Consider the following 21,076-nt stretch of genomic DNA (forward strand, 5'->3'; position numbering starts at 1 on the left):
CAATACATTGTGTAGTATGAATGTTGTATATATAAATAAATTCAATAGCTGTGATTGCAGCTATTGAATGATAAAGGCTTTTATAAAAAATGGGTTAATAATATTTTACTTTCCCCACATCATATTAAAGTCATAACGGAAGCCAAGTGTCACGCTTTGATCATCATTTTGTTGATCATAGTTTTTAGCTAAGTACTCTAAGTGAAGGCGGATATTGCTAACAGGGTTCCACTCAAGAGTAGTGTTATAACCGCTGTAGCTTTGGCTGAATAGATCACTCTTACCGTCATCGTAATCAAAGTAACCGAGCTTAACTTTATATTGATCAGCAATAGGATAAGCAAGTGCTGTATCTAATGTACTGCCGCTCTTATCAATAGAAGAGACATCAAAGTCGTAACTAACATCGGTATAGGCTGCAGCTAAGTAAAGACCATTTTTAAATCCATAAGCCACAGAGGCTGCCCAGGTTTCTTGCTCGCCATTAATTGCAGCACCGTTGACTGAATCACTGGTGTTTTGATCTAGATAAGTGACACCAACATGAAAGCTATCTTTATCAAAAGCGAGGCCTGAGTTATACAGGTAAGTATCATTGTTACCATTTAGCTGAGCAGAGGTCATCAAGGTAAATTGTTTGAGACTTAATTTGTAGGTAGCGAAGTTATCAACAAAAAATGGTCCGTTGCTATCGAAAGCAAAAGGGCTAGCTGCATTGTTAAAGATATCAACATATTCTTCAATTAAGGTGTATTGAGCCGGTCTTTGCTTACCAAAGGCAACTTGTCCATAAGGTGAAGCAATACCAAGATAGGCTAAACGAGCTTTACCTAAATCACCATTATTTGAGATATCAACACTCCACTCGCCTTGCGCAATTGCACTCCAACCATCAGAAAACTCTGTGCTAGCTTTAATGCCGACTCTAGAGAGTGCATCGCCTATATCCCAGTTATTATCTTGGTTGTCTTTGTAGACCAATGTGGGTCTAAAAGAACCGTATAAGCTGAATTTACTGTTTTCAAACTGCGAAGGACTCGCTGTTTCACCTTCTAACTGCTGAATTCGTTCATTTAATTTTTCCACTTTTTGTTCGAGTGTATCTGCAGCATGGGCGCTCATAGTTAACGCACACAGACTTAAAGGTAGTACTGTCATTATCTTCATCATTGTTATATCCCTTTTTATTTTGATTTTAGAATCCAGACACACAGCTACTCTAATTTTGTAGTTAAAAATTAGAGTAAGAATCTTTTATTGATGTTTATTAATTAATTCTAGTTTTTCACGCTTAATTTATTATTAATCTTTTATGTTGTTAACTTTTTGTGTTGTTAAATAAATATTATTAGTTTGGAGTGTAATAGCCTACACATAATAAATATCTATCAATTAATCTAAATAAAGTGCGCTTAACTTCTTTTTCATTCGTAATGGGGTTTGTCCAGACATAACTTATTTCGCCTGAATCTTTTTGTTTCGCCATTTCTAGCATTTTATTGGTGGCGGCTTTGCCGACATCATCTAACGAAGTGTCGATTGATTGGTTGATTAAGCTGCGACTAACTCCGTGAGCCAGAAATAACTTTGTTTTAATATCAATAACAAAAATATAAAGATCACCTTTAATATATTCACCGTCTAAATTATTGAATTTATGCAGGGCTGCTTTTACATTTTTATGTATTTCAACTGTGGCTAAGCCTAATAGTTCTTTTGCTTGAAATGCAGTAGCTCTGACTGGATAATAGCCTACCGCAACAATGGTATTTCCAACACGTTGAAATAAAGTTCTTTTTGGTGAAGCTGAACGATCTGTCGGGTTCTTCCAGTGATACTCAACAGCTCCGTTCCCATCTTTTATGGCTTTTTGGATCATTTCTCGGAAAAAATATTTACCATACATATCAAAGGTATCTAATACTGTATCACCGACTAATACAGAAGATGAACCGCCACTGGCTAAGAATTCACCGTCAATATTGAGTGCGAAAACATACAAGTTACCATCAAAAAATTCAGGCTTTTGGTTGAAATCACTTGCGGCTTCACTACCATTTTCTTTTATATAGTCAACGGCTGTTGCTAAAAGTACTTTGGCTCTAACTTCTTCTTTTGTTTCGATGTGAGTAACACTCAGATCTTCATCAGCTGCTGTCATGCCTGCTGATACAGAGGTGCTGATCACTAAACTTGCGGCTAATAAGCTACTTTTTAATTTAGTATTCATAGAATATTCCTAAGTATGTCAATTTAATAAAATGTGTGTTGTTACCGAGTTGATTCATTAATATCCCACCAGAGAGGGAAGCCAAAGTGTTAACTGTGGGAAGAATGCGATAATAATAACGCCAATCACAGAAGCTAAGACGAAGGGGTGAATACGTGCGGTGATCTGTTCAACGCTCGAACCGCCAATACCGGATGCGACAAAGATATTTTCCCCTAGAGGAGGCGTCGCAAACCCAATTGAAAGTACGCATACCACAACGATACCAACATGGGTTGGATCCGCGCCTAACATATACATAATAGGTAGCATGACCGGGACAATAATCATGATGGCTGCCAATGTCTCCATAAACATACCGACAAAGAGTAGGAAGACAATCATCAGAATCCAGATCAAGTACATGTTATCGGTCATGTGCAGTAAATTTTCAGCAATGATGGCTGGAATTCTTTGCTCGACCAATAAGCGACCAAATACTGTGGCGGCAAACAAAATTAGAAGTACTCGCCCTGTGATCCAAGTGGTCGTAGATAACGACTTAAATACGTTTTTGATTTTCATCTCTTTGTGGATAAAGAAACCCACAAAAAGTGAATACATGACCGCGACGATGGCTGATTCTGTTGGCGTAAAGAAGCCAGAGTATATGCCACCGAGTATTAATACTGGTGCAAGCAGTGACCAAATCCCGCGGCGGAAAACCGTTCCTATCTCAGAGAACGACCATGTATCGGTTAATCCTTTATAGCCTTCGCGTTTTGAGATGACATAATTCATTACGATCAAGCTACCAGCGATAATAAAGCCAGGAATCACACCTGCAATAAAGAGCTTAGGAATCGAAATGCTGGCAAATTGACCATGTAAAGCGATGGCTTCAGCGGGTGGCTTGAGTCCCATTGATGAGATGCCAAAAATGACTAAGGGAATTGAAGGGGGAATAATAATACCCAGTCCACCAGAGGCGGCAGTTACGGCTGATGCGTAGCTTCTATCGTACTTACGCTTGACCATGGCGGGAATCATTAACATACCTACTGCTGCCGTAGTTGCTGGACCAGAACCTGATATTGAGCCGAAAAATACGCAAGCGATAATTGTCGCGGCACCTAAGCCACCGGTAATTGGGCCAGCTAAGTGTTCGGCTATATCAACTAATCGCCGCGAAATACCTGCTGCCTCCATAAGGGCACCCGCAAGGACAAAGGCGGGGAGGGCCATTAAAGGGAAGTTACCCACAGAGGTAAATGCGATTTGAACCATTGCTATAGGATTTTTATCAAGTATTAGGTAAGCAGCCATTGCTGCGCCAGCTAAAGATACGGTAATTGGAGCACCTAGGATAAGCATCACTAAGAAACCGCCAAACAAAATCAGCGTGAGATATTGTTCCATGCTATATCTCTCCTTGATTAGCTTGACTGATTTTTTTCAGTTCTTCTGCTTCAGGGTCAAGAGCTTCAATCCCTTTAAATAATCGTAAATACATATTCCACAGTATTCTTACCGACATCAATGTGAATGCAATGGGTAAAATAAGGTAAAAGTACTTCATTGGAATTCCTGTCGTTTGCGACTTCCAAAATAGGTTCATTTTATTAAAGACAAAGTCATAACTTAAATAAACAAAAAAGAGGTTGAATCCAATCCACAATAGATCGGCAATTGTCTCACAGACGGTTTTAACGATTGGTGGAAACCATTTAAACTGAAATGTAACTCGGTTATGCGCAGACATCTTAGCGGCGACTACGGCCCCCAGATAAGCAAACCAAACAAACATGTAAGTTGATACTTCATCCCCCCAAGGGATGGAGTACTGAAAAAATTGGCGTAATACAATTTGTGCAAATAACAACATAACAAAGGTGGCTAACAATAAAGCACACAAATACTCTTCAATATTATTAATGTGTTTTATAAAAAAATGCTTAGCAGACATATTCTTGTCCTCAATAAACAACTAAGAATAAAGCGAACAAACTCATTGTTAATATTCGCACTCGCCATTTTTATGACTATTTTTAAAGGGAATTAATCGATGAGATTAATTAGCGGCGCGACCGAGTGTTGCTAAGGCTCCATCAAGTTTATCCTTGCCACCTATGCTGTCATAAAATTTAGGCCAGACAGTCTTAGTTGCTAGATCTATCCACTCTTTTTCACCATTACTTGGATCAGAGATAACCATGCCTTTGGCGACTAAAGATTTCTTAATTTTATCTTCAGACTCTAATAAGAAAGAGTAGCTATGTTCAGTGGCTTCTTTACCTGCTTCTAAAATGATGGCTTGCATTGCAGGCTTTTGAGATTGGAATACAGATTCACTGATGATAAGTGGCTCAATTGAGAAGATATAACGAAGGTTGGTGACGTACTTTTGGACTTCATTAAATTTCATTGCATCGATAGTGATATAAGGATTATCTTGTCCATCAACCACGCCTAACTGCAGGCCTGTGAAGGTTTCTGACCAAGCCATAGGTGTTGGGTTAACGCCCCAGGCTTGGTAGGTCGACATCATAATCTCATTACGTGGCACACGAATGACTAACCCTTTAAGGTCGGCGAGTGATTTTACCGGACGTTTTGAGTTAGTGAGTACGCGAAAACCAGAATATGCCCAACCAATAATGCGTACACCTGCATCGTCAATCGTATTTTGAACGAGCTCTTGACCGATTTTACCTTGGGTTAATGTTTTTGCATCTTCAGGGCTTAAGATAACGTAGGGCATAGTCAGTAAGCCTACGCTAGGTGAAAATGGCGTGACGTTGTTAATCGCCAATACTGAGAAGTCTAATATACCCATAGAAGCATTGTTAACAGTATCTTGCTCATTGCCTAATTGGCCATTAGGAAATAAATCAACAGTGGCTTTGCCACCTGTTTTTTCGTTGAGTAATTCCTGAAATGTTTTTCCTAATTCCCACTGAGTTCCTCCGGCAGCGTCCCCTAATGCCATTTTGAACGTTTCAGCTGAAGCGATGGATGACATTGCGAGTAAGCTAACACTGGTGATAATGGGTACAATTACGGCTTTAACAAATTTCATAGTTCTATCCTGTTTTATAATTATTAGATTCGAATTGAAAATATTATTTTGCATCAACTTAAAAGACTTCATCTTTAAGGTGATACCAGTTGTACAAAAACTTCTGACCCATTCTTCTAAAAGGAGCAAATGCTTCAGATTCAATAGCCTCACGAACATTCGGAAAGGGCAACTGAGATTGAAATATCGGGAGATCTATCTGAGTTTCTTCTCCGGCAATCCACTGCGCGAGTCGTTTACCTGCTTGGGCTGAATACATCACGCCATTACCGCCGTAGCCCATGGCGTAATAGATGGTTTCTTTCGGATCTGGTCGGTAAATACGTGGCATCATGTCATGGCTGACATCGACCCATCCCCACCAGGAGTAATCTATTTGTATTCCCTTAAGCGCTGGGAATTTCTTTGCTAAATCATTTTCCAGAAATTGTTGGTATTTTTGCTTGGGAGCATTTTTACCAGTAATGGCACTGCGGCTGCCTATTTGAAGGCGGTTGTCAGGTAGAAGGCGGTAATAATGTCTTAATATTCGGGTATCGGTGATAACTTGATGAGTTTTAAAATTACACGCTGCGAGTTCTGCGTTGGTTAATGGTCGCGTGACAATTGAATTAGAAAGAATAGGCAGTAAACGATTTTTAGTACTGGCATGCAAACCTTGAGAAGTATAACCGCCAGTTGCCATTCCTACAGCGCCCGCTTTGACGACACCACCTGGCGTACGTAAGCAATGTTCTCCATTACGTGTTTCCCAGCCGATAACTGGGCTACCAGGATGAACTTTAACCCCGAGTGCACGCGCTTTTTTCAAATAACCAAAGGCGAGTTTGCCTGCATGAATGCCAATACCTTCGGGCTCGTGCATAGCACCTGCCGCTTCGGAGTCATTAACATACTCATTTTTGACGGTGGCAGCATCTAAGATCTGCGCATCATAATTAAATGTTTTACGCAGTATTGAAGCTTCTTTTTCCAGAGTGGGCATAACCTTGTCGCGGTGGGCTATATAAAGGTGTCCACCTGCTTGAGGCTCACAATCAATATCTTTAATCAGATCCTTAAATGTTTGCATACCATCCAGACATTCTTGGTGCATACGCAGTGCAGTATCGACTCCCCAGCGTTCAATCCATTGTGAGCGCTTTAAGCGTCCTGATGCACATTGAGCTTGTCCGCCATTACGGGTACTACAGCCCCAACTTGTTCTATTTGCCTCTAATACCGTGGCTTTAATACCGTAATGCTCAGCAAGATAAATCGCAGCACATAGTCCCGTATAACCAGAGCCAACAATCACAACATCGGCTGTGATATCACTCACGATTGGGCCATCATCTTCAGGGGCTTCACCCGCAGTACCAATCCAGTAGGTTGGGGCATAATCTTGCCCGTGACCTGGGTTAGGCTGTACTAATGGATCATATTGTGGATTATACGGTTCCCGTGCATTCATCCCTGCTTTTAGATCTAAGCCAGCGGTTTCGAGGTGTATGCTCATAGTCATCCTTAATGCGTTTTGCAGAAATCAGCCCGCAATTAAGCGGACGCTGCCAGTGAGGGACGATCTTTACGGAAGGCATTTTTTACCAGAATTTTGCCATCACGTAGGGTAAATACATCAACCATGCGTGCTTCGACGCGAGTACCGTCAGCTTTAGTACCGCAAAATGTAGATTCAGTTACCGCTTTATCACCAATGATAAAGTGCTCTGCATCTAACCATTGCGCGTCAGGAAAGTTTGTCCACGCGAGTTGGAAGGCGGCTTTAACGTCATCAGCACCACTAAAGCTACTGCCTAAAACTGTTGAGCCCGCGGTAGCATGGAACTCACAATCCTGAGTCATACAGCTCATAAGTGTGTCAATATCATGGTCATTCCATGCTTGAGAAAAGGCCTCTAAAAAACTAATGCTGACTTGATTATTCATTGTGTTGCTTCCTAATTATTTATTTAACTGTTTTCATACGTCATGAATTTGTAATCTTTATTGCATAAAATGAAATGTTTTGTATCGCATTTTGTAATTTATATCAATATGCGTTCCTTTTACTTAAGGCGTTACGCCGCAGTATTCGGTTGATATTTGTCATACTTTTTTACTACATTCAGTTTTTATTTTTACTAACTAGAAATGATCTGGCTTAAATAGACGATAATGAGCATGTAAAGCGCGATAAATATCGTGTTACTCATTAGTAGGACAATGGGCTTCCAACCTAATCCGACCAGTTTTTCAAATGACGTTTTTACGCCAAGAGCTGCAATCGATATAACTAAGCACCAACTGGAAATAGTTGAAAACAGCGTGCTAACTTCTTTTGAAATAAAACCAAATTGGTTGAATGCAATTAGCGCGATGAATACCACTAGAAATAGTGGAACTAATGGCTGACGCTTGCCCTCTTTTCCATCATATTTTTCTCGCTCAGATCTCAGCACAACAACCAATATCATGATGACAGGCATTAACATGGCGACTCTGAACATTTTGGCTAAGGTGGCGGCATCACCGACTTCTGGCGACAGCATATATCCGGCGCCAACAACCTGAGCCACGTCATGTATTGAGCCTCCTAAAAATAAACCTGCTTCACTCGTGGTTAAACCGAGCGAACTGACAATAAGTGGGTAGGTGATCATGGCGACGGTTGAAAAGGTCGCAATACCGATAGCCGTCAATAACGTGTATCGTTCATTTTCTTCGTTTTGCGGCAAGGTCGATGAAATAGCCATTGCCGCTGAGATACCACAAATACCAGTGGCTCCTCCAGCGAGGAGACCTAGCATATAAGGTAGCTTTAATATTCGAGCTAAAAACAAGCTAAAACCGATGGTGAGTGCGACTCCAGCTGCAAGTGCAACCACACCAAAAGCGCCTAAATCACTAATGTCACTCACGGCAATACGCACACCGAGCAAGGCCACACCCACACGTACTAGCTTTTTAGCGCAGACTTCAATGCCTAAAATGCATCTTGGGTTATCGACCAGAAAATGGAATGAGATCCCCAGTAGCAATGCATACAAAAATTTAGGTCCGCCGTAGTGCTCAGAGATAAACGATGCTGCTGCAGCGATAACGCCACATAACATAAATCCCGGTAATATCTTTTGCACGTTGCCAAAAGTACTTAGCGGCGTTGTCAGTTGTTTTGTGCTCATGAATGAGTGACCTTTGTGAAAAAAAGGACCTGACTCAAAGGCGAGCCAGGCTTACTTCAGTAACCGTTAAACGTAATCTTTGTACTTTTCTAGATGACGTACAGGGGTCGAAAGGGCATCACGGCGGAAAGGATCACCTAGCTCTCGGGTACACATGATCTCGATGATGGTGGTCTTGCCTTCATTCATCTGCATATCAATGGCTTTCTTAAGGGCTGGGCCAACATCTTCTAAGCGATCAACCGTGATACCTTCGGCGCCCATAGCGCGTGCTATTTCGGCAAAACTTTGGTTGTCTAACTCACCTGCAACGAAGCGACGGTCATAAAAATCAACCTGATTTTTCTTCTCTGCACCCCATTGACGGTTGTGGAAAACAACGGCTGTTACTGGAATTTCATGACGTACACATGTCATGGTTTCCATCAAGCTCATTCCCCAAGCACCATCACCAGCATAAGAGACTGCTGGACGTTCTGGTGCGGCAACTTTGGCACCGATAATTGTCGGGAAAGCATAACCACAGTTACCAAAACTCATGGCTGCAAAAAAGCTTCTTGGCTTTTCAAAGCGCAAATAACTGTTAGCAATTGAGTTGATATTACCGATGTCGGTAGACACCATGACATCTTCTGGCATTGCCTTTTCAAGCTCGCGTAGGACTTGACGTGGATGCAGGTATTCACCGCCAGAAAACGGTGTTTCTTCTGCATTTTCTTTGATCATATCGAGGCTGAATGCATCCGTTTCATGGGTCCATTCATCAAGTTCTTTTTCCCAAGCCGCTTTTTCGGCTGAGATTTTGTCTTTACGTTCGGCAACCGTCGCATCACAATTTAGCGTACGTCCAGCAAGACGTTTAGTCAGAGCTATAGCAGCTGCTTTTGCATCACCACAAATACCGACAGAGATTTTTTTAACCAGACCAAGCATCTTATTATCAGCGTCTATCTGGATAATTTTTGCGTCTTTTGGCCAGTAATCCATACCGTGTTGAGGAAGTGTACCGAATGGGCCTAAGCGTGAACCTAGCGCGATAACAACATCGGCTTGCGCCATTAATTTCATCGCAGCTTTTGAACCTTGGTAACCGAGTGGGCCACACCAAAGTTCGTGACTTGCTGGGAAAGAGTCGTTGTGCAGGTAGCTGTTAACGACTGGCGCGCCTAGGCGTTCTGCAAGTGCTTTACACTCTTCAATCGCATCGCCCATCACTACGCCGCCACCAGAGATAATCACTGGGAATTTAGCTTTAGCCAGTAAGTCAGCAGCTTCATTTAAGCTAGACTCACCGCCTGGACCACGGTCAAGACGTGAAGGCTTAGGAATTTCATAAACACTCTCACCATAAAAGTAATCACGGGGGATATTAAGTTGAGTCGGGCCCATTTCGCTTAATGCACGGTCAAAACAGCGACCGGTATATTCAGCCATACGGTTAGGGTGCGTAACGTGCCCTTGGTATTTAGTAAACTCTTGGAACATAGGGAGCTGATTACATTCTTGGAACCCACCTAAACCCTGAGTCATCGTGCCCGTTTCAGGGGTGATAATGACTACCGGGCTATGAGCCCAATATGCAGCTGCAATAGCGGTAACACAGTTACTAATACCTGGGCCATTTTGACCGATAACAACACCATGAGTCCCAGTCACTCGAGAGAAACCATCGGCCATATGGCCAGCACCTTGCTCGTGAACCACAGGGATAAGGCGAATGCCTGCTGGAGAAAATATATCCATGGCATCCATAAATGCAGATCCCATGATACCGAATATATTTGTCACATCATTAGCGACCATCGTTTCAACGAAAGCCTCTGATGGTGTCATCTTAGTTGGACCTTCGACAACAGCGCGGTCATTTTTTGTGCTCATAATGAGTAATTCCTTGAATGAATGCTTAGGTAAGTATCGTTTATGGAATATATCGTTCCAATATCTGATCTGCCCTTACATTATTGACTACAAATCATCCTGTCAAACACTAATTGTAAAAAGTGGTACTTTTTGTTCTGATTTCTGTGTTCGCGTGTTAGTTTTATGCAAACAAAAGGATGATTTGAACGGATTTGTAAGACTATTTGTTTTAATAAAATGGGCTATAGCCTTTTATTTACAAAAACTTAAGTGGATTTAATATGACTGATGAGCGCGTTAATGAACCCATTGCACTTTCAGCTAAGGTTGAAGTGTGTGTCCGTGATGTATTTAACATTGATTCGGATTTAATCGTCACGGGTTATCGTGAACCTAATGCGTATGTTCCAGAAATCGATGCGGGGTATCACTTTAACAAAGAGGTGACACTTGCTATTTTGGCTGGCTTTGAACATAACCGTCGTGTGATGTTGCAAGGGATGCATGGCACCGGTAAATCTACCCATATAGAGCAAGTGGCAGCTCGATTAAATTGGCCCTGTGTACGGGTTAATTTAGACGGAAATATCAGTCGCTTAGATTTAGTGGGTAAGGACACCATTGTGATTAAAGACGGTAAACAGGTGACTGAATTTCAAGAGGGTATTTTACCTTGGTCTATTCAGCGTCCTATCGCACTTATTTTTGATGAATACGATGCCGGGCGTCCTGATGTGATGTTTGTGATCCAACGTATTTTGGAGCGAGATGGGAAACTCACCTTACTTGATAAGAATAGAGTTATCTCACCCCATGCTGATTTTCGACTCTTTGCCACAGCCAATACGATCGGCCAAGGAGATTACTCAGGCCTCTATCGTGGTGTTCAGGTATTGAACCATGCACAAATAGATCGCTGGAATATATTGGCGGCACTCAACTATTTACCTCAAGCAGAGGAGGTCAGTATGGTGTTAGATCAAGTCACTAATTTTAAAAAGGAATATAAAAATTTGGTCGACTCTATGGTGTCATTGGCAAACTTGACAAGGCAAGGCTTTATGGCGGGAGAAATCTCGACCTTAATGTCACCTCGCACTGTGATTACTTGGGCCGAGAACACCCAAATATTTGATGATATCAACTTGGCTTTTAAGCTGTCATTTTTGAATAAATGTGAAGCACAAGAGAAAGAATTAGTGGCTGAATATTTTCAGCGCTGCTTCGGACAAGAATTTATCTTAACGGAGTAACAATATGATGTTGGTCGATGATGACTCGGTACAAAATCTGCAAAAAAAAGATAGCAGTGCAGACAGGTTAGCAACTTCTTTACTTAACACTTTTAATAGCCCGTTTTCTGCCCATACTGGCCTGTCACAGCACTGCGTATATCGTAATGTAAAACTGTATCTGGATACCTGCGTGCTGCCATTTTACGCGCCGCATTTACAGCATTATTGGCAAGAATTCCCACTTAATGAACCTGATATTAAAGGACGAATAGATGCTTTGTCTTTACGACTTATTTATTCAGACACAGTACTTCACCAAAGCCTAAAACCTGAGACTCAAATCGCGGGGTTAGTGTTTGAAATGTTGGAACAAGCGAGAGTCGAGAGCCTATTACCCCCGCAATGGCCAGGAATGGCGCTTAATATTGATCAGTTGTTTAGGCATTGGTCGCGTACATTTCATGACTCAGGTTTAACCGATACCACCGTTGGGATCTTGCTTTATACCTTAGCTCAAATGTGCCGAGCAAGATTGATGGCACAAGCCGTGTCAGCTGAAACCGAAAGTTTAATCGAGCATACTCGAGCGGCGTTATCGGGCGCCATTGGTACGCCGTTATCCGGTTTACGTCGATGCCAGCAGGATCAACAAAAGTATGCGGATTACGCGCTGGAAATTGCCCATATTATTGAAACTATGATTGAAACAGAGCAACGTATTTTAGCGGCTAATGAAGGCGCTACAAATACTGAAAAAGTGCTTAAAGGTTTTGCCATATTACTCGATGTTGTTAGCCATGAGGGGGAAGGGATTGCCACGGGTATAATTGATAACAATAAGGGCCGCTCAAAGGTAAAGTCGGTCTATCATGTGTTTACGACGCAATTTGATAAAGTGGTTTTTCCCGCCAAGTTAGTGCGTGCTGAGCTGTTACGAGAATATCGAATCCATTTAGATAAACTGGTTTTACAACAAACGATTAATATCAACCGACTCGCACGTCAAATCGTTCTGAAACTGAGCCAACTCGAACTCGATGGCTGGCAATCAGCCAAGGATGAAGGTTATATCGATGGCGGCCGACTGCCGTTAATTGTGTGTTCGCCGAGTGAGACAGCCCTTTTTTATCAAGCTCACCTAAAACCCATTATCCATAGTCAGGTGAGCTTTCTAGTCGACTGCTCAGGCTCGATGAAAACCCATGCAAATAAAGTAGCGACCCTACTGGATATTCTGGTGCGGGCATTGGATGTGGCCAAAGTTGAAACCGAAGTGTTGGGTTTTACCACGGGGGCGTGGAATGGTGGACCGGCGTTAAAGCAATGGCGTAGACAAGCTTGTCCGCCGCATCCTGGTCGCTTGAACTCGGTATCACATTTGGTCTTTAAGCAGGCTAAACAGAGTTGGAGAAGTGGCAGGCTTGGGCTAGCCTCGATGCTTAAACTCGATCTGTATAAAGAGGGTATTGATGGTGAAGCGGTAGAATGGGCCTCTCAGCGGCTACTAAATCAAGAAACACAGCGTAAGATATTAATTGTTATCTCAGATGGTAGCCCTATGGATACCGCGACACACCAGACAAATGATCCCCTTTATCTCGACAATCACCTTAAAGATGTGGTCTTTGCTCAACAACGTCTAGGAGTTGAAATTATCGGAGTCGGCGTAGGAATTGACTTAAGTTCCTATTATCCACGCAATCTGGCAATTGATCTTGGGCAAGAGCTGGATGTCTCTTTGTTTAATACGTTAGTAGACCTCATCACTTCAACAAAAAGGTGATGAGGTTAAAGTAGTTTTAATACCCCTGATATGAGCAGGTAACTGCCCAGTAGCATCAAAAGAACGAAGACGATATAACGCATTGTCTTTGGCGTTAACGGGGGAGGATAACGCCGAGCTAGCAAGGTCGTCGCAGACACTAAAGGTAGCGCTAATGCCGATAGGATTAACATCTCTGAAGTGAGTAAACCTTGGTAGGCGAGATAGCCGCTACGTGTCGCTGAAGTGCAAGCAAAAAGCAGCAATAGCATATTACGTATGGTAACCATTGAGAAGGGCTGACGATAAAAATGAAATACAAGCGGTGGGCCCGCCATACCAAATAAACCGCCGGTAAAACCCGAGGTGAAACCACTAATAAAGAAAGTGACATCATGGCTACGAAGTTGATTTTCGCTATTTTTTGCGCTGAGTATTGAGCTGACTCCACTAATAATAATCATCACACCCAATAGGAGTTGTAAAATATTGGTTGCGAAATCGCTTAAGTAAGACAGCAAAATCACGCCAATGATCACCCCTGGAAATACCGCAATACCTGCGGCTATGACGGCACGCCAATCGAGTTCTTTAAGGCTCCCCGGTAGTGAAAAAGCACAGTTAACTAAGGTGATTAAGCTGACGACGGCGGCAATAAAACTCAGCTCAGCTAGCCCGAGTGCAGTGGCTGTACCGGTGACAATAATACCGAGACCAAAGCCCGTAGAGGTTTGAAAATAAGTACCAATCACTATGATCAATAAGAGTAAAGCTAAGGTCGTTGTCATGGAGCTCTCCCTAGAACATCAGGCGGGTATTGGTGTAAGCAGACTGCTTTGCTCTCGGGCTGAATGATTCATCGTTTGAGCTTGAACTACCGTCACAGCGATGACTAAAAAGATATCACCAGCATTACAGCCCCGTGAGAGATCATTAGCGGGTTTGGTTAAGCCCTGAAGTAAAGGGCCAATAGCAGTGGCCTGAGCCATTCTTTCTGCCAATTTATAACCGATGTTCCCGGCCTCTAAATTAGGGAAAACAAGGACATTAGATTGGCCTTTCACCTTAGAATTAGGGCCTTTTTTCTCAGCAATATCCGCTACAATCGCTGCATCCAGTTGAACATCGGCATCAATGGCTAAGTGAGGCATTGCGGCCTTGATGATATTCGATGCGTTGACCACCTTATCGACGGCGGAGTGTTTCGCGCTACCATTGGTAGAGAAAGAGAGCATCGCCACCTTAGGTTCTTCACCCAGTAAAGCTTGGGCATTACGTGCGGCAGCCATGGCTATATCAGCGAGCTCTTCGGCATTGGGGTCGATAACGAGACCACAGTCAGAAAAGATGATGCCGCCTTTAAGTTGATGAAAGGGCTGGCACATAATCATCAAGAAAAAGCTAGAGACTAATTTTGCTTCAGGGCTAACCCCAATTACTTGTATGGCATTGCGGACCACATCAGTCGTGGTATTCACTGCGCCCGCAACAGAGCCATGGGCATAGCCGAGATCAACGAGAAGATTAGCAAAACAAAGTGGCTTTTTAATCGCTAGTGCTGCGGCTTCTAATGTCATTCCTTTATGTTTTCTTTTCTCAAAGAATACCTGACTAAACTCGGTGACAAGAGGAGAGTGCTCAGGGTCGATAACAGTAATCCCATTAAGTGTATTAGTGGCATCGTTATCATTGATAAGCTTCAGAATGGTTTTGATTTTACCGACTAAGATAATGTGAGCAATTTTCTCTTTACTGGCGCGTAAGGCAGCTTGAACAATACGTTCATCGTCACTTTCGCATAGCACTATCGTGCGTGGTGATAAACGGGCTTGCTCGATTATTCGATCTATTACTTTCATATTCACTGTCTTCTTTTGGTTGGGAGTGAGCATCCTTCAGTTACATCGGGTGCTAGTTTTTTTATATATGATTAGAATAAATAGTCTATAATAATTAATGAGACAAAAGGTTCCGTTTATTGGCGTTTGTTCGTGATACTATGCGGTGTACACGGTTAACGTCAATGAATTATCAAAAAAAAATGGTTATAATCTATGGTTCTCATGGGTTAAAAATCAAAATGGAGGTATATGAAAGGCTCTCAAACTGACCAACCTCACGCTGTGCAAGTTAATGGTGACACACCGACTCTGCGTCTATTTTCATTATTGGAAGTGATAGCGCAAAGAGATGAGTTCTTTTCATTACAGGGATTAGTTGAAGAAACGGGCTTACCAAAGCCCACGTTACACAGAATGTTGCAGCAGCTAGAAGCGGCAGGAATTATTCAGCGTGATGGTGATGAACGTCATTACAGTACGGGAGGTAGGCTTCGCCGATTGGCAGAGCAACTGCTACTGAATAATACAACCCATAGTGCAAGGCGAACGGTGTTACGCCAGCTTGTCGATGATGTGGGTGAGAGTGGTAATATTACCGCGTTGTCCGGCGGAGAAATTGTCTATCTTGATAGAATAGAAACGGCGGCACCACTGAGGTTTTATTTGAAATCAGGCTCTAGAGTCCCGGTTCATTGCTCTGCTAGTGGTAAGTTGTTTTTGTCGGAGATGAGTACATCTCAGCGAAAAAGATTATTGGCGCATGCAACGTTAACCCAATATACCGATAAAACCATTACAGATATTGAGGCATTAGAGACTGAGCTCGATAATGTTAGGCATGCAGGTTATGCCATCGATAACGAAGAGTTTTTACCGGGGTTATTATGCGTAGCGGTATTAGTACCAACCCCCTCTGGACGCTCTAATTTATGCTTAGCAATTCAGGCACCGATTATGCGTTTAAAGCCAGAAAGTGCACTGCATTTTTTACCGGCATTACAGCGCGCAGCTAGAGCCTTAGCTGCTATTGAAGCTGAAAGTTGGCCTGCATAATATCCGAATAACTTTTAAATTTAGGATTTAGAAGTAGCTTGGATATCCCTGTTAAAAACGTAAATTGATGTTTAGTGCGTGCAATGGGCTCGCTGAGCCCATTGCTGATGCCACGGTGAGAACGTTATCGACTCGGGTTTTAATGCGGTATTTTGATAAGCATTAATGAATAATATCAATTGCACTCAGTATTTGCCCCATTCTGAGTCGCTCACGTCGTGCGGTCGACGTTTAAAGCAAATGGCAAAGCCCTTTAAGCTTTGTTGTGGCTTCTAATATAGAATAACGATTAGCTTCAATCCCCCATATTGCCTACAGGGATTTTAATTTCCGCTGAAGGGTTAAACTTTTAATGCAACGGGTATAGGGCCACGATGATCGATGTAAGTTAGCCTATAACCTAAGTTTTTCCATTATTTTACAGAATGGATTTGGCGGCTTATAACTCAAGCCTTTATTCTCATCACCCATTGTTAATGGCATAACGAATAGCCTCCGACTAAGCTCGATAGATGAGTGAAAAGTGGACAGCCATTGTTGATGGCATGACCATCTGTGCCGTTGAACATTCTGATTTTAGTGGCATGCTACAAAATAGGTTCTGGCTTCTAATAAAAGGCCCTTTTACATATCGGTAAAAGGGCTTTTTTGTCAGCCATCTTTGTACTGCAGACTACTTGTGTTGCGGATTAAATCGATCCATCACGACAGCACAGACAGCGTCGCCTGTAATGTTCAGTGAGGTGCGGATCATGTCAAATATACGGTCCAGCGCAAACAGCAGTGGCAGGCCATCAATCGGGATCCCTGCTGCAAGCAGCACGGCGACGACCAAGAACGACGGCCCTGGCACACCCGCTTGGCCGATGGCGCCTAGTGTCGAAGTGAAGATGATGGCTGCATAGGCGGTGGTGGTCAGATCTATATGATACATCTGGGCGAAGAACATGGCGACTAAGCCATAATAGATGGCGTTACCCGTCATGTTGATGGTCGCGCCCAGCGGTAATACAAAGGCCGTGGTCGCCTTGGAGATATTGAGTTCCTGTTCACAAGTTTCCATGGTGACAGGCAGTGTTGCCATAGATGAAGCGGTAGATAACGCCATCGCCTGAGGCTTCTTCATCGCAGAGATAAACTTCATCGCCGGAACGTTGGAGAAGAATTTTACTATCAACGGGAAGAAGATGAAGGCATAGATAAGAATCGCGACCACGAAGACCACGAATAACTTCAATACGACTTCCAGAGCCTGAAAGCCGAATGAGCCCACAGATTCAGCCATCAGACCAAATACGCCGAGAGGGGCAATGATCATCACGCAATTGATCATCCAAACAAAGGCTTCGACTATGGTATTGAGGCTCTTAATAACCGGTTTGGCACCATCGCCTTTCACTTTACTCAATGCGATACCGAAGAAGATACAGAAGACCAAGATCTGCAGGATATTCCCGGAAGTCATTGATTCAAAGACATTGGTTGGGATCATACCTATCAGAGTATCCATGGCACTGGGAAGTGCGCCTTGCTCTGCGGTGATCTGGGTGAGTGATTGACCGTGTGCACTAAAGTCAATTCCGGCACCAGGTTTGAAAATGTTGCCCATGACAAGTGCGAGTGTAACGGCAATGCCTGAGGTGATAATAAAGAAGGCAAAAGTGCCAATACCCATCTTACCCGCTGAGGGGCTGTTACCTAGGCTGGCGGCGCCGGCGATAATAGATACCACGACTAAGGGGATAACGAGCATCTTAACCAGATGAATAAATATGGTGCCCAAAGGTCCAAATATGGCGGCATCTTCTCCCATGTAAAGGCCTACTAATGCCCCTATTATCATGGCAATAACGACCTGAAGACCTATATTGTTCATTAATTTTTTATCTGAAATTGCCACACTCGCTCCGTTGTTGAACTGTTCTATTAAGCATTTGCTGAAGAGGCGTAAAGCTATCACACCCGTGTATCAGGCACTGTGAAACAGCACTTAAATAGGTGGTTAAGTCCTCCTTCTACAAATATATTAGATCCACATTGAGTTATCTTTAAAAAGTATAGGTAAAAATTAGTATATCGCTAAATCGGATTCATAATTTGTAGGGCGGATTCATGTATCTGTATTTGACGTTCGTTATTTAAGCATGTGTTTAACGCTTTTTCTTTACGGAGTGAATGAACAAGAGTTTGAGATGTTTACTTAATTAAGCAGGATTACATTTTGTTTCAGCTTCTTTTTGGGAGTGAAAAGAAGGACAACCATCGTTAATACACTGATTTTCCCAAATCAATCTTCTTCGGTGATTAGCCGCAGGGAGGATGCTGAAAACCTTTCAGCGAGTGAGTTGGTGAGGGCTGAGCGTTGATCTCGAGTAGAAAGCTAGGTATGTTATTGACTATTAATAGCGCTGTTTTTCAGTCCAACAAGCGACTGATATGGTGTGAAGTAAACAAGCCTCTGAATTAAGATTCATCAAGGTTATTTGCCAGTCGCCCGTCAGTACATGATTCGCTTGTTATAGGGCGTTAAGTTGCCTAGTAGATTGGCACTTCAACCAATTGGATGAGAACTCTTGAAATTAACCGACATAAAAAATCACTTTTGGTTTTTGGGGCTATTAGTGGGCTTATCGGTATCATCTGTTGTGACGTTGATAATTGTTTTGTGGGAACGGCTAGAGAACCCAAACGGTATTTTTTACAATGACGGAGGGACGAATTGGCAATTTATTTTCGATACTGCGATAAGTTGGTTTGTCCCAATATTCGTTTATGTATCGCTTGTCGTTACAGTTATTCACTTGTTGTTTTCGGCAATAAAGTGGCTGCTTAAGAGGCAAACTTAACAATCTGTTAAGGCGGATTCGTCAGTATGTGCCGTTCTTACGTTGCTGCAAATTTGGCAATCGTTTACTCCCGACTTAACAAGGCGTTACTTCATTTTCTGTCGCGTATTTAGCTAATAAAAATCACAAAAGTAATAGCTATGGCTTTAACTAGCTGCAGTTTATAAGTGATCCAGCAAAGGCTCATTTCATTTTTAGTAATAACAGCATTCTTAATTATTGATGCCGCCAGCGACAAATATAGACCGTCATAGTGCATGGCACACTTTACGTCAGTGGCTATGATGAACTTATCAGCAGATCGAGAGCACCATGGAGAAAGCTATGCCTATCACCGGAGAATGTTTCTGCGGAGAGATTAGATATCAACTAAACGGAAAGCTTCGAGACGCTAAATCTTGCCATTGCTCTCGATGTCGCAAGGCATTTAATGCGCAGGCATCCGCAGCTGCTTTTGTAGATCCGGAGCAATTCGAGTGGCTTTCTGGTGAAAGTTTACTGACTTCGTTTGTGGGTGAGCATGGCTATGGCTTACAGTTTTGTAAGCACTGTGGCTCGACTCTGTGCACCATACATAATGGGAAGATATTGCAGGTTACGTTAGGCTGCGTTAATGGCTCTCCAGATATCGAAATTGGCCAACATATATTTGTTGGCTCTAAAGCAAGTTGGGAAGTAATGCCTACAGGTGTTGTATTGTTTCAAGAGGGGCCGGAGTAACTGCTTAGCCAAATGGTCAATGTTGTCTTTGGCTGACTAAATAATAAGGCCATTCATCATGCTAGGTTGAACCGCTAACACTCAACGCTGCTTTGGTCATTATTAAAAGCTCGCGATAATTGTCTCACTCTAATCTGATACTCAGTAATCAATTCCTCAAAATACAAAAAATCTTCAATCCTCTTTGCGTAAATATAATTATTTTACGTCACTCATCGTTTTCTGTTGTTTCTTTAAACTCATTCCCTATTAGCTCATTGATTAAAAATATATACCCAAAATTAAGGAATAACGATGGAATCGAATACTGGAAACAACATTAAATCTGCAATGTTATTTGGCTTGGCTGCGATCATATTAGTCGGTTGTGGAAGCTCTGCAGAAGAAGATCAATTAGCTTGGATCCAAGATTGGAATTCATCAGGTGATTTCCAACAGAAAATGAAAATGATGAATACTTGCTTTAAGGAAGCGGGAGTGAGAAGCCTGACTAAATCGATGACCAGTGAACAAAGTGACATCGTGAATGCATGCGAACTGTCGTACATCATTGAGCGTGCAGAAGATGATGATATTAGTTTAGATCGAGAGTTATTAGCCGCTAACATTCTCCAACTTTAATCAGTAGGCAGCAACCACCAAATACTCTTGAGGTGTATAACCTTCTTGGGTAAAAAACAGACCGAAATAACAGGGATAACAAGACATGTCATTAAAGAATAAAGCGTTAGACTTGGCTAGCGAGGCCAGAAATACCGCAGGGCAGTTAACCAGTGATTTACAGCAGTCGCAAGCTTTTGAACAAGCTAAGGTAACCCTTACCAATACTAAAGATAGAGCGTTAGCTGTCGATACTGCGAGCATTAAATTAATGAACTTTTTCGCAGTATTTAGTTTGGCTTTTATGCTGCTGAGCACATTTTTCCCCGTGATGACATTTATGGGAAGTAGTATGCCGCTGAGCGAGCTAACACCGTCTTGGTTATATGTGATTGTTATTCTGGCTTTGTGTAGCCACCTATTGGGTGCAAAGCAGTTAATTTCACGCAGTTTATTGCTTATATTACTAGTGTCTATTGGTTATACACTTTACCAGCAATTAGCAGAGATGTTTCAGATGACTCAGATGCTAGGTGGAGCAAGAACAAAAGACATTATGCGTGGGTTAGGTGAGGCTCTTAAGTATACCGATATTGGTCTTTATCTTTTCTTAGTCAGTCTTGTGTTAGTGGTCATTACAACGATTAAGCCTGGCTACAAAACCAACCATGCTCTGTGGGCTCAACTGGTTCAAAAGTAGATTGTCA

18 protein-coding genes are annotated in these 21,076 nt (G+C 42.4%); 6 read left to right on the forward strand and 12 right to left on the reverse strand.

The genetic code is table 11. The features are described 5' to 3' along the window. Positions 1–105: 105 nt before the first annotated feature. From CXF83_RS02665 to xsc, 9 genes are all read right to left on the reverse strand, one after another. Positions 106–1,170 (reverse strand): porin, encoded by a 1,065-nt coding sequence (locus tag CXF83_RS02665; RefSeq protein ID WP_232775015.1) that lies wholly within the window; start codon positions 1,168–1,170, stop codon positions 106–108. A 178-nt stretch (positions 1,171–1,348) separates the two neighbouring features. After that, positions 1,349–2,230 (reverse strand): cache domain-containing protein, encoded by an 882-nt coding sequence (locus CXF83_RS02670; RefSeq protein ID WP_101090047.1) that lies wholly within the window; start codon positions 2,228–2,230, stop codon positions 1,349–1,351. 57 nt (positions 2,231–2,287) lie between these two features. Further along, entirely contained in the window at positions 2,288–3,628 is a 1,341-nt protein-coding gene (locus tag CXF83_RS02675) for a TRAP transporter large permease (protein ID WP_101090046.1), read from the reverse strand. Position 3,629: 1 nt separating this feature from the next. Beyond that, positions 3,630–4,175 carry a TRAP transporter small permease gene (locus tag CXF83_RS02680; RefSeq protein ID WP_101090045.1) on the reverse strand — a complete coding sequence of 182 codons (546 nt, stop codon included), beginning with the start codon at positions 4,173–4,175 and terminating at the stop codon, positions 3,630–3,632. Between the two features lie 105 nt (positions 4,176–4,280). After that, positions 4,281–5,288, reverse strand: coding sequence for a TRAP transporter substrate-binding protein (locus CXF83_RS02685; RefSeq protein WP_101090044.1), 1,008 nt, complete (start codon positions 5,286–5,288; stop codon positions 4,281–4,283). Between the two features lie 58 nt (positions 5,289–5,346). Further along, positions 5,347–6,786 (reverse strand): NAD(P)/FAD-dependent oxidoreductase, encoded by a 1,440-nt coding sequence (locus CXF83_RS02690; RefSeq protein ID WP_101090043.1) that lies wholly within the window; start codon positions 6,784–6,786, stop codon positions 5,347–5,349. 38 nt (positions 6,787–6,824) lie between these two features. Continuing rightward, entirely contained in the window at positions 6,825–7,217 is a 393-nt protein-coding gene (locus CXF83_RS02695; RefSeq protein WP_101090042.1) for a nuclear transport factor 2 family protein, read from the reverse strand. Positions 7,218–7,411: 194 nt separating this feature from the next. Next, positions 7,412–8,452 (reverse strand): YeiH family protein, encoded by a 1,041-nt coding sequence (locus tag CXF83_RS02700; protein ID WP_101090912.1) that lies wholly within the window; start codon positions 8,450–8,452, stop codon positions 7,412–7,414. Between the two features lie 66 nt (positions 8,453–8,518). Next, entirely contained in the window at positions 8,519–10,330 is a 1,812-nt protein-coding gene (gene xsc / locus CXF83_RS02705) for a sulfoacetaldehyde acetyltransferase (protein ID WP_180961127.1), read from the reverse strand. Positions 10,331–10,593: 263 nt separating this feature from the next. Between xsc and CXF83_RS02710 the strand changes: the two genes are divergently transcribed. Both CXF83_RS02710 and CXF83_RS02715 read left to right on the forward strand, forming a co-directional pair. Continuing rightward, positions 10,594–11,565, forward strand: coding sequence for an AAA family ATPase (locus CXF83_RS02710; RefSeq protein WP_101090910.1), 972 nt, complete (start codon positions 10,594–10,596; stop codon positions 11,563–11,565). Between the two features lie 4 nt (positions 11,566–11,569). Next, positions 11,570–13,330: a cobaltochelatase CobT-related protein gene (locus CXF83_RS02715; protein ID WP_101090908.1), complete on the forward strand. Its 1,761-nt coding sequence runs from the start codon at positions 11,570–11,572 to the stop codon at positions 13,328–13,330. A gap of 5 nt (positions 13,331–13,335) precedes the next feature. On the opposite strand, the gene CXF83_RS02720 is transcribed toward CXF83_RS02715, so the two are convergent. Both CXF83_RS02720 and pta read right to left on the reverse strand, forming a co-directional pair. Beyond that, positions 13,336–14,097, reverse strand: coding sequence for a sulfite exporter TauE/SafE family protein (locus tag CXF83_RS02720; protein ID WP_101090906.1), 762 nt, complete (start codon positions 14,095–14,097; stop codon positions 13,336–13,338). Between the two features lie 18 nt (positions 14,098–14,115). Continuing rightward, entirely contained in the window at positions 14,116–15,168 is a 1,053-nt protein-coding gene (gene pta, locus CXF83_RS02725) for a phosphate acetyltransferase (RefSeq protein ID WP_101090904.1), read from the reverse strand. Between the two features lie 231 nt (positions 15,169–15,399). Here pta and CXF83_RS02730 point away from each other — a divergent pair, with 231 nt between their 5' ends. After that, positions 15,400–16,203 (forward strand): IclR family transcriptional regulator, encoded by an 804-nt coding sequence (locus tag CXF83_RS02730; protein ID WP_101090902.1) that lies wholly within the window; start codon positions 15,400–15,402, stop codon positions 16,201–16,203. Between the two features lie 673 nt (positions 16,204–16,876). On the opposite strand, the gene CXF83_RS02735 is transcribed toward CXF83_RS02730, so the two are convergent. Beyond that, on the reverse strand, positions 16,877–18,079 hold the full coding sequence (locus CXF83_RS02735) for a dicarboxylate/amino acid:cation symporter (protein ID WP_443018871.1): 1,203 nt from the start codon (positions 18,077–18,079) through the stop codon (positions 16,877–16,879). Positions 18,080–19,373: 1,294 nt separating this feature from the next. On the opposite strand from CXF83_RS02735, the gene CXF83_RS02745 reads away from it, so the two are divergent. From CXF83_RS02745 to CXF83_RS02755, 3 genes are all read left to right on the forward strand, one after another. Next, the gene (locus tag CXF83_RS02745; protein ID WP_101090898.1) at positions 19,374–19,769 is read left to right on the forward strand and encodes a GFA family protein; all 396 of its coding nucleotides are present in this window, start codon (positions 19,374–19,376) and stop codon (positions 19,767–19,769) included. 294 nt (positions 19,770–20,063) lie between these two features. Next, positions 20,064–20,390: a hypothetical protein gene (locus CXF83_RS02750; protein ID WP_101090896.1), complete on the forward strand. Its 327-nt coding sequence runs from the start codon at positions 20,064–20,066 to the stop codon at positions 20,388–20,390. Positions 20,391–20,475: 85 nt separating this feature from the next. After that, complete coding sequence (locus CXF83_RS02755) at positions 20,476–21,069, forward strand: hypothetical protein (RefSeq protein ID WP_101090894.1); 594 nt, start codon at positions 20,476–20,478, stop codon at positions 21,067–21,069. The last annotated feature ends 7 nt before the right edge of the window (positions 21,070–21,076 follow it).

It is taken from the genome of Shewanella sp. Choline-02u-19 (assembly GCF_002836205.1).
Classification (GTDB): domain Bacteria; phylum Pseudomonadota; class Gammaproteobacteria; order Enterobacterales; family Shewanellaceae; genus Shewanella.

Bases quoted from the DNA above. Each gene is read 5' to 3' on its own strand.
- CXF83_RS02685 (WP_101090044.1), bottom strand. From the start codon at position 5,288: ATGAAATTTGTTAAAGCCGTAATTGTACCCATTATCACCAGTGTTAGC.
- pta (WP_101090904.1), bottom strand. From the start codon at position 15,168: ATGAAAGTAATAGATCGAATAATCGAGCAAGCCCGTTTATCACCACGC.
- CXF83_RS02675 (WP_101090046.1), bottom strand. From the start codon at position 3,628: ATGGAACAATATCTCACGCTGATTTTGTTTGGCGGTTTCTTAGTGATG.
- CXF83_RS02700 (WP_101090912.1), bottom strand. From the start codon at position 8,452: ATGAGCACAAAACAACTGACAACGCCGCTAAGTACTTTTGGCAACGTG.
- CXF83_RS02670 (WP_101090047.1), bottom strand. From the start codon at position 2,230: ATGAATACTAAATTAAAAAGTAGCTTATTAGCCGCAAGTTTAGTGATC.
- CXF83_RS02720 (WP_101090906.1), bottom strand. From the start codon at position 14,097: ATGACAACGACCTTAGCTTTACTCTTATTGATCATAGTGATTGGTACT.
- CXF83_RS02665 (WP_232775015.1), bottom strand. From the start codon at position 1,170: ATGATGAAGATAATGACAGTACTACCTTTAAGTCTGTGTGCGTTAACT.
- CXF83_RS02710 (WP_101090910.1), top strand. From the start codon at position 10,594: ATGACTGATGAGCGCGTTAATGAACCCATTGCACTTTCAGCTAAGGTT.
- CXF83_RS02745 (WP_101090898.1), top strand. From the start codon at position 19,374: ATGCCTATCACCGGAGAATGTTTCTGCGGAGAGATTAGATATCAACTA.
- CXF83_RS02755 (WP_101090894.1), top strand. From the start codon at position 20,476: ATGTCATTAAAGAATAAAGCGTTAGACTTGGCTAGCGAGGCCAGAAAT.
- CXF83_RS02730 (WP_101090902.1), top strand. From the start codon at position 15,400: ATGAAAGGCTCTCAAACTGACCAACCTCACGCTGTGCAAGTTAATGGT.
- CXF83_RS02690 (WP_101090043.1), bottom strand. From the start codon at position 6,786: ATGAGCATACACCTCGAAACCGCTGGCTTAGATCTAAAAGCAGGGATG.
- CXF83_RS02735 (WP_443018871.1), bottom strand. From the start codon at position 18,079: ATGAACAATATAGGTCTTCAGGTCGTTATTGCCATGATAATAGGGGCA.
- xsc (WP_180961127.1), bottom strand. From the start codon at position 10,330: ATGAGCACAAAAAATGACCGCGCTGTTGTCGAAGGTCCAACTAAGATG.
- CXF83_RS02750 (WP_101090896.1), top strand. From the start codon at position 20,064: ATGGAATCGAATACTGGAAACAACATTAAATCTGCAATGTTATTTGGC.
- CXF83_RS02680 (WP_101090045.1), bottom strand. From the start codon at position 4,175: ATGTCTGCTAAGCATTTTTTTATAAAACACATTAATAATATTGAAGAG.
- CXF83_RS02715 (WP_101090908.1), top strand. From the start codon at position 11,570: ATGATGTTGGTCGATGATGACTCGGTACAAAATCTGCAAAAAAAAGAT.
- CXF83_RS02695 (WP_101090042.1), bottom strand. From the start codon at position 7,217: ATGAATAATCAAGTCAGCATTAGTTTTTTAGAGGCCTTTTCTCAAGCA.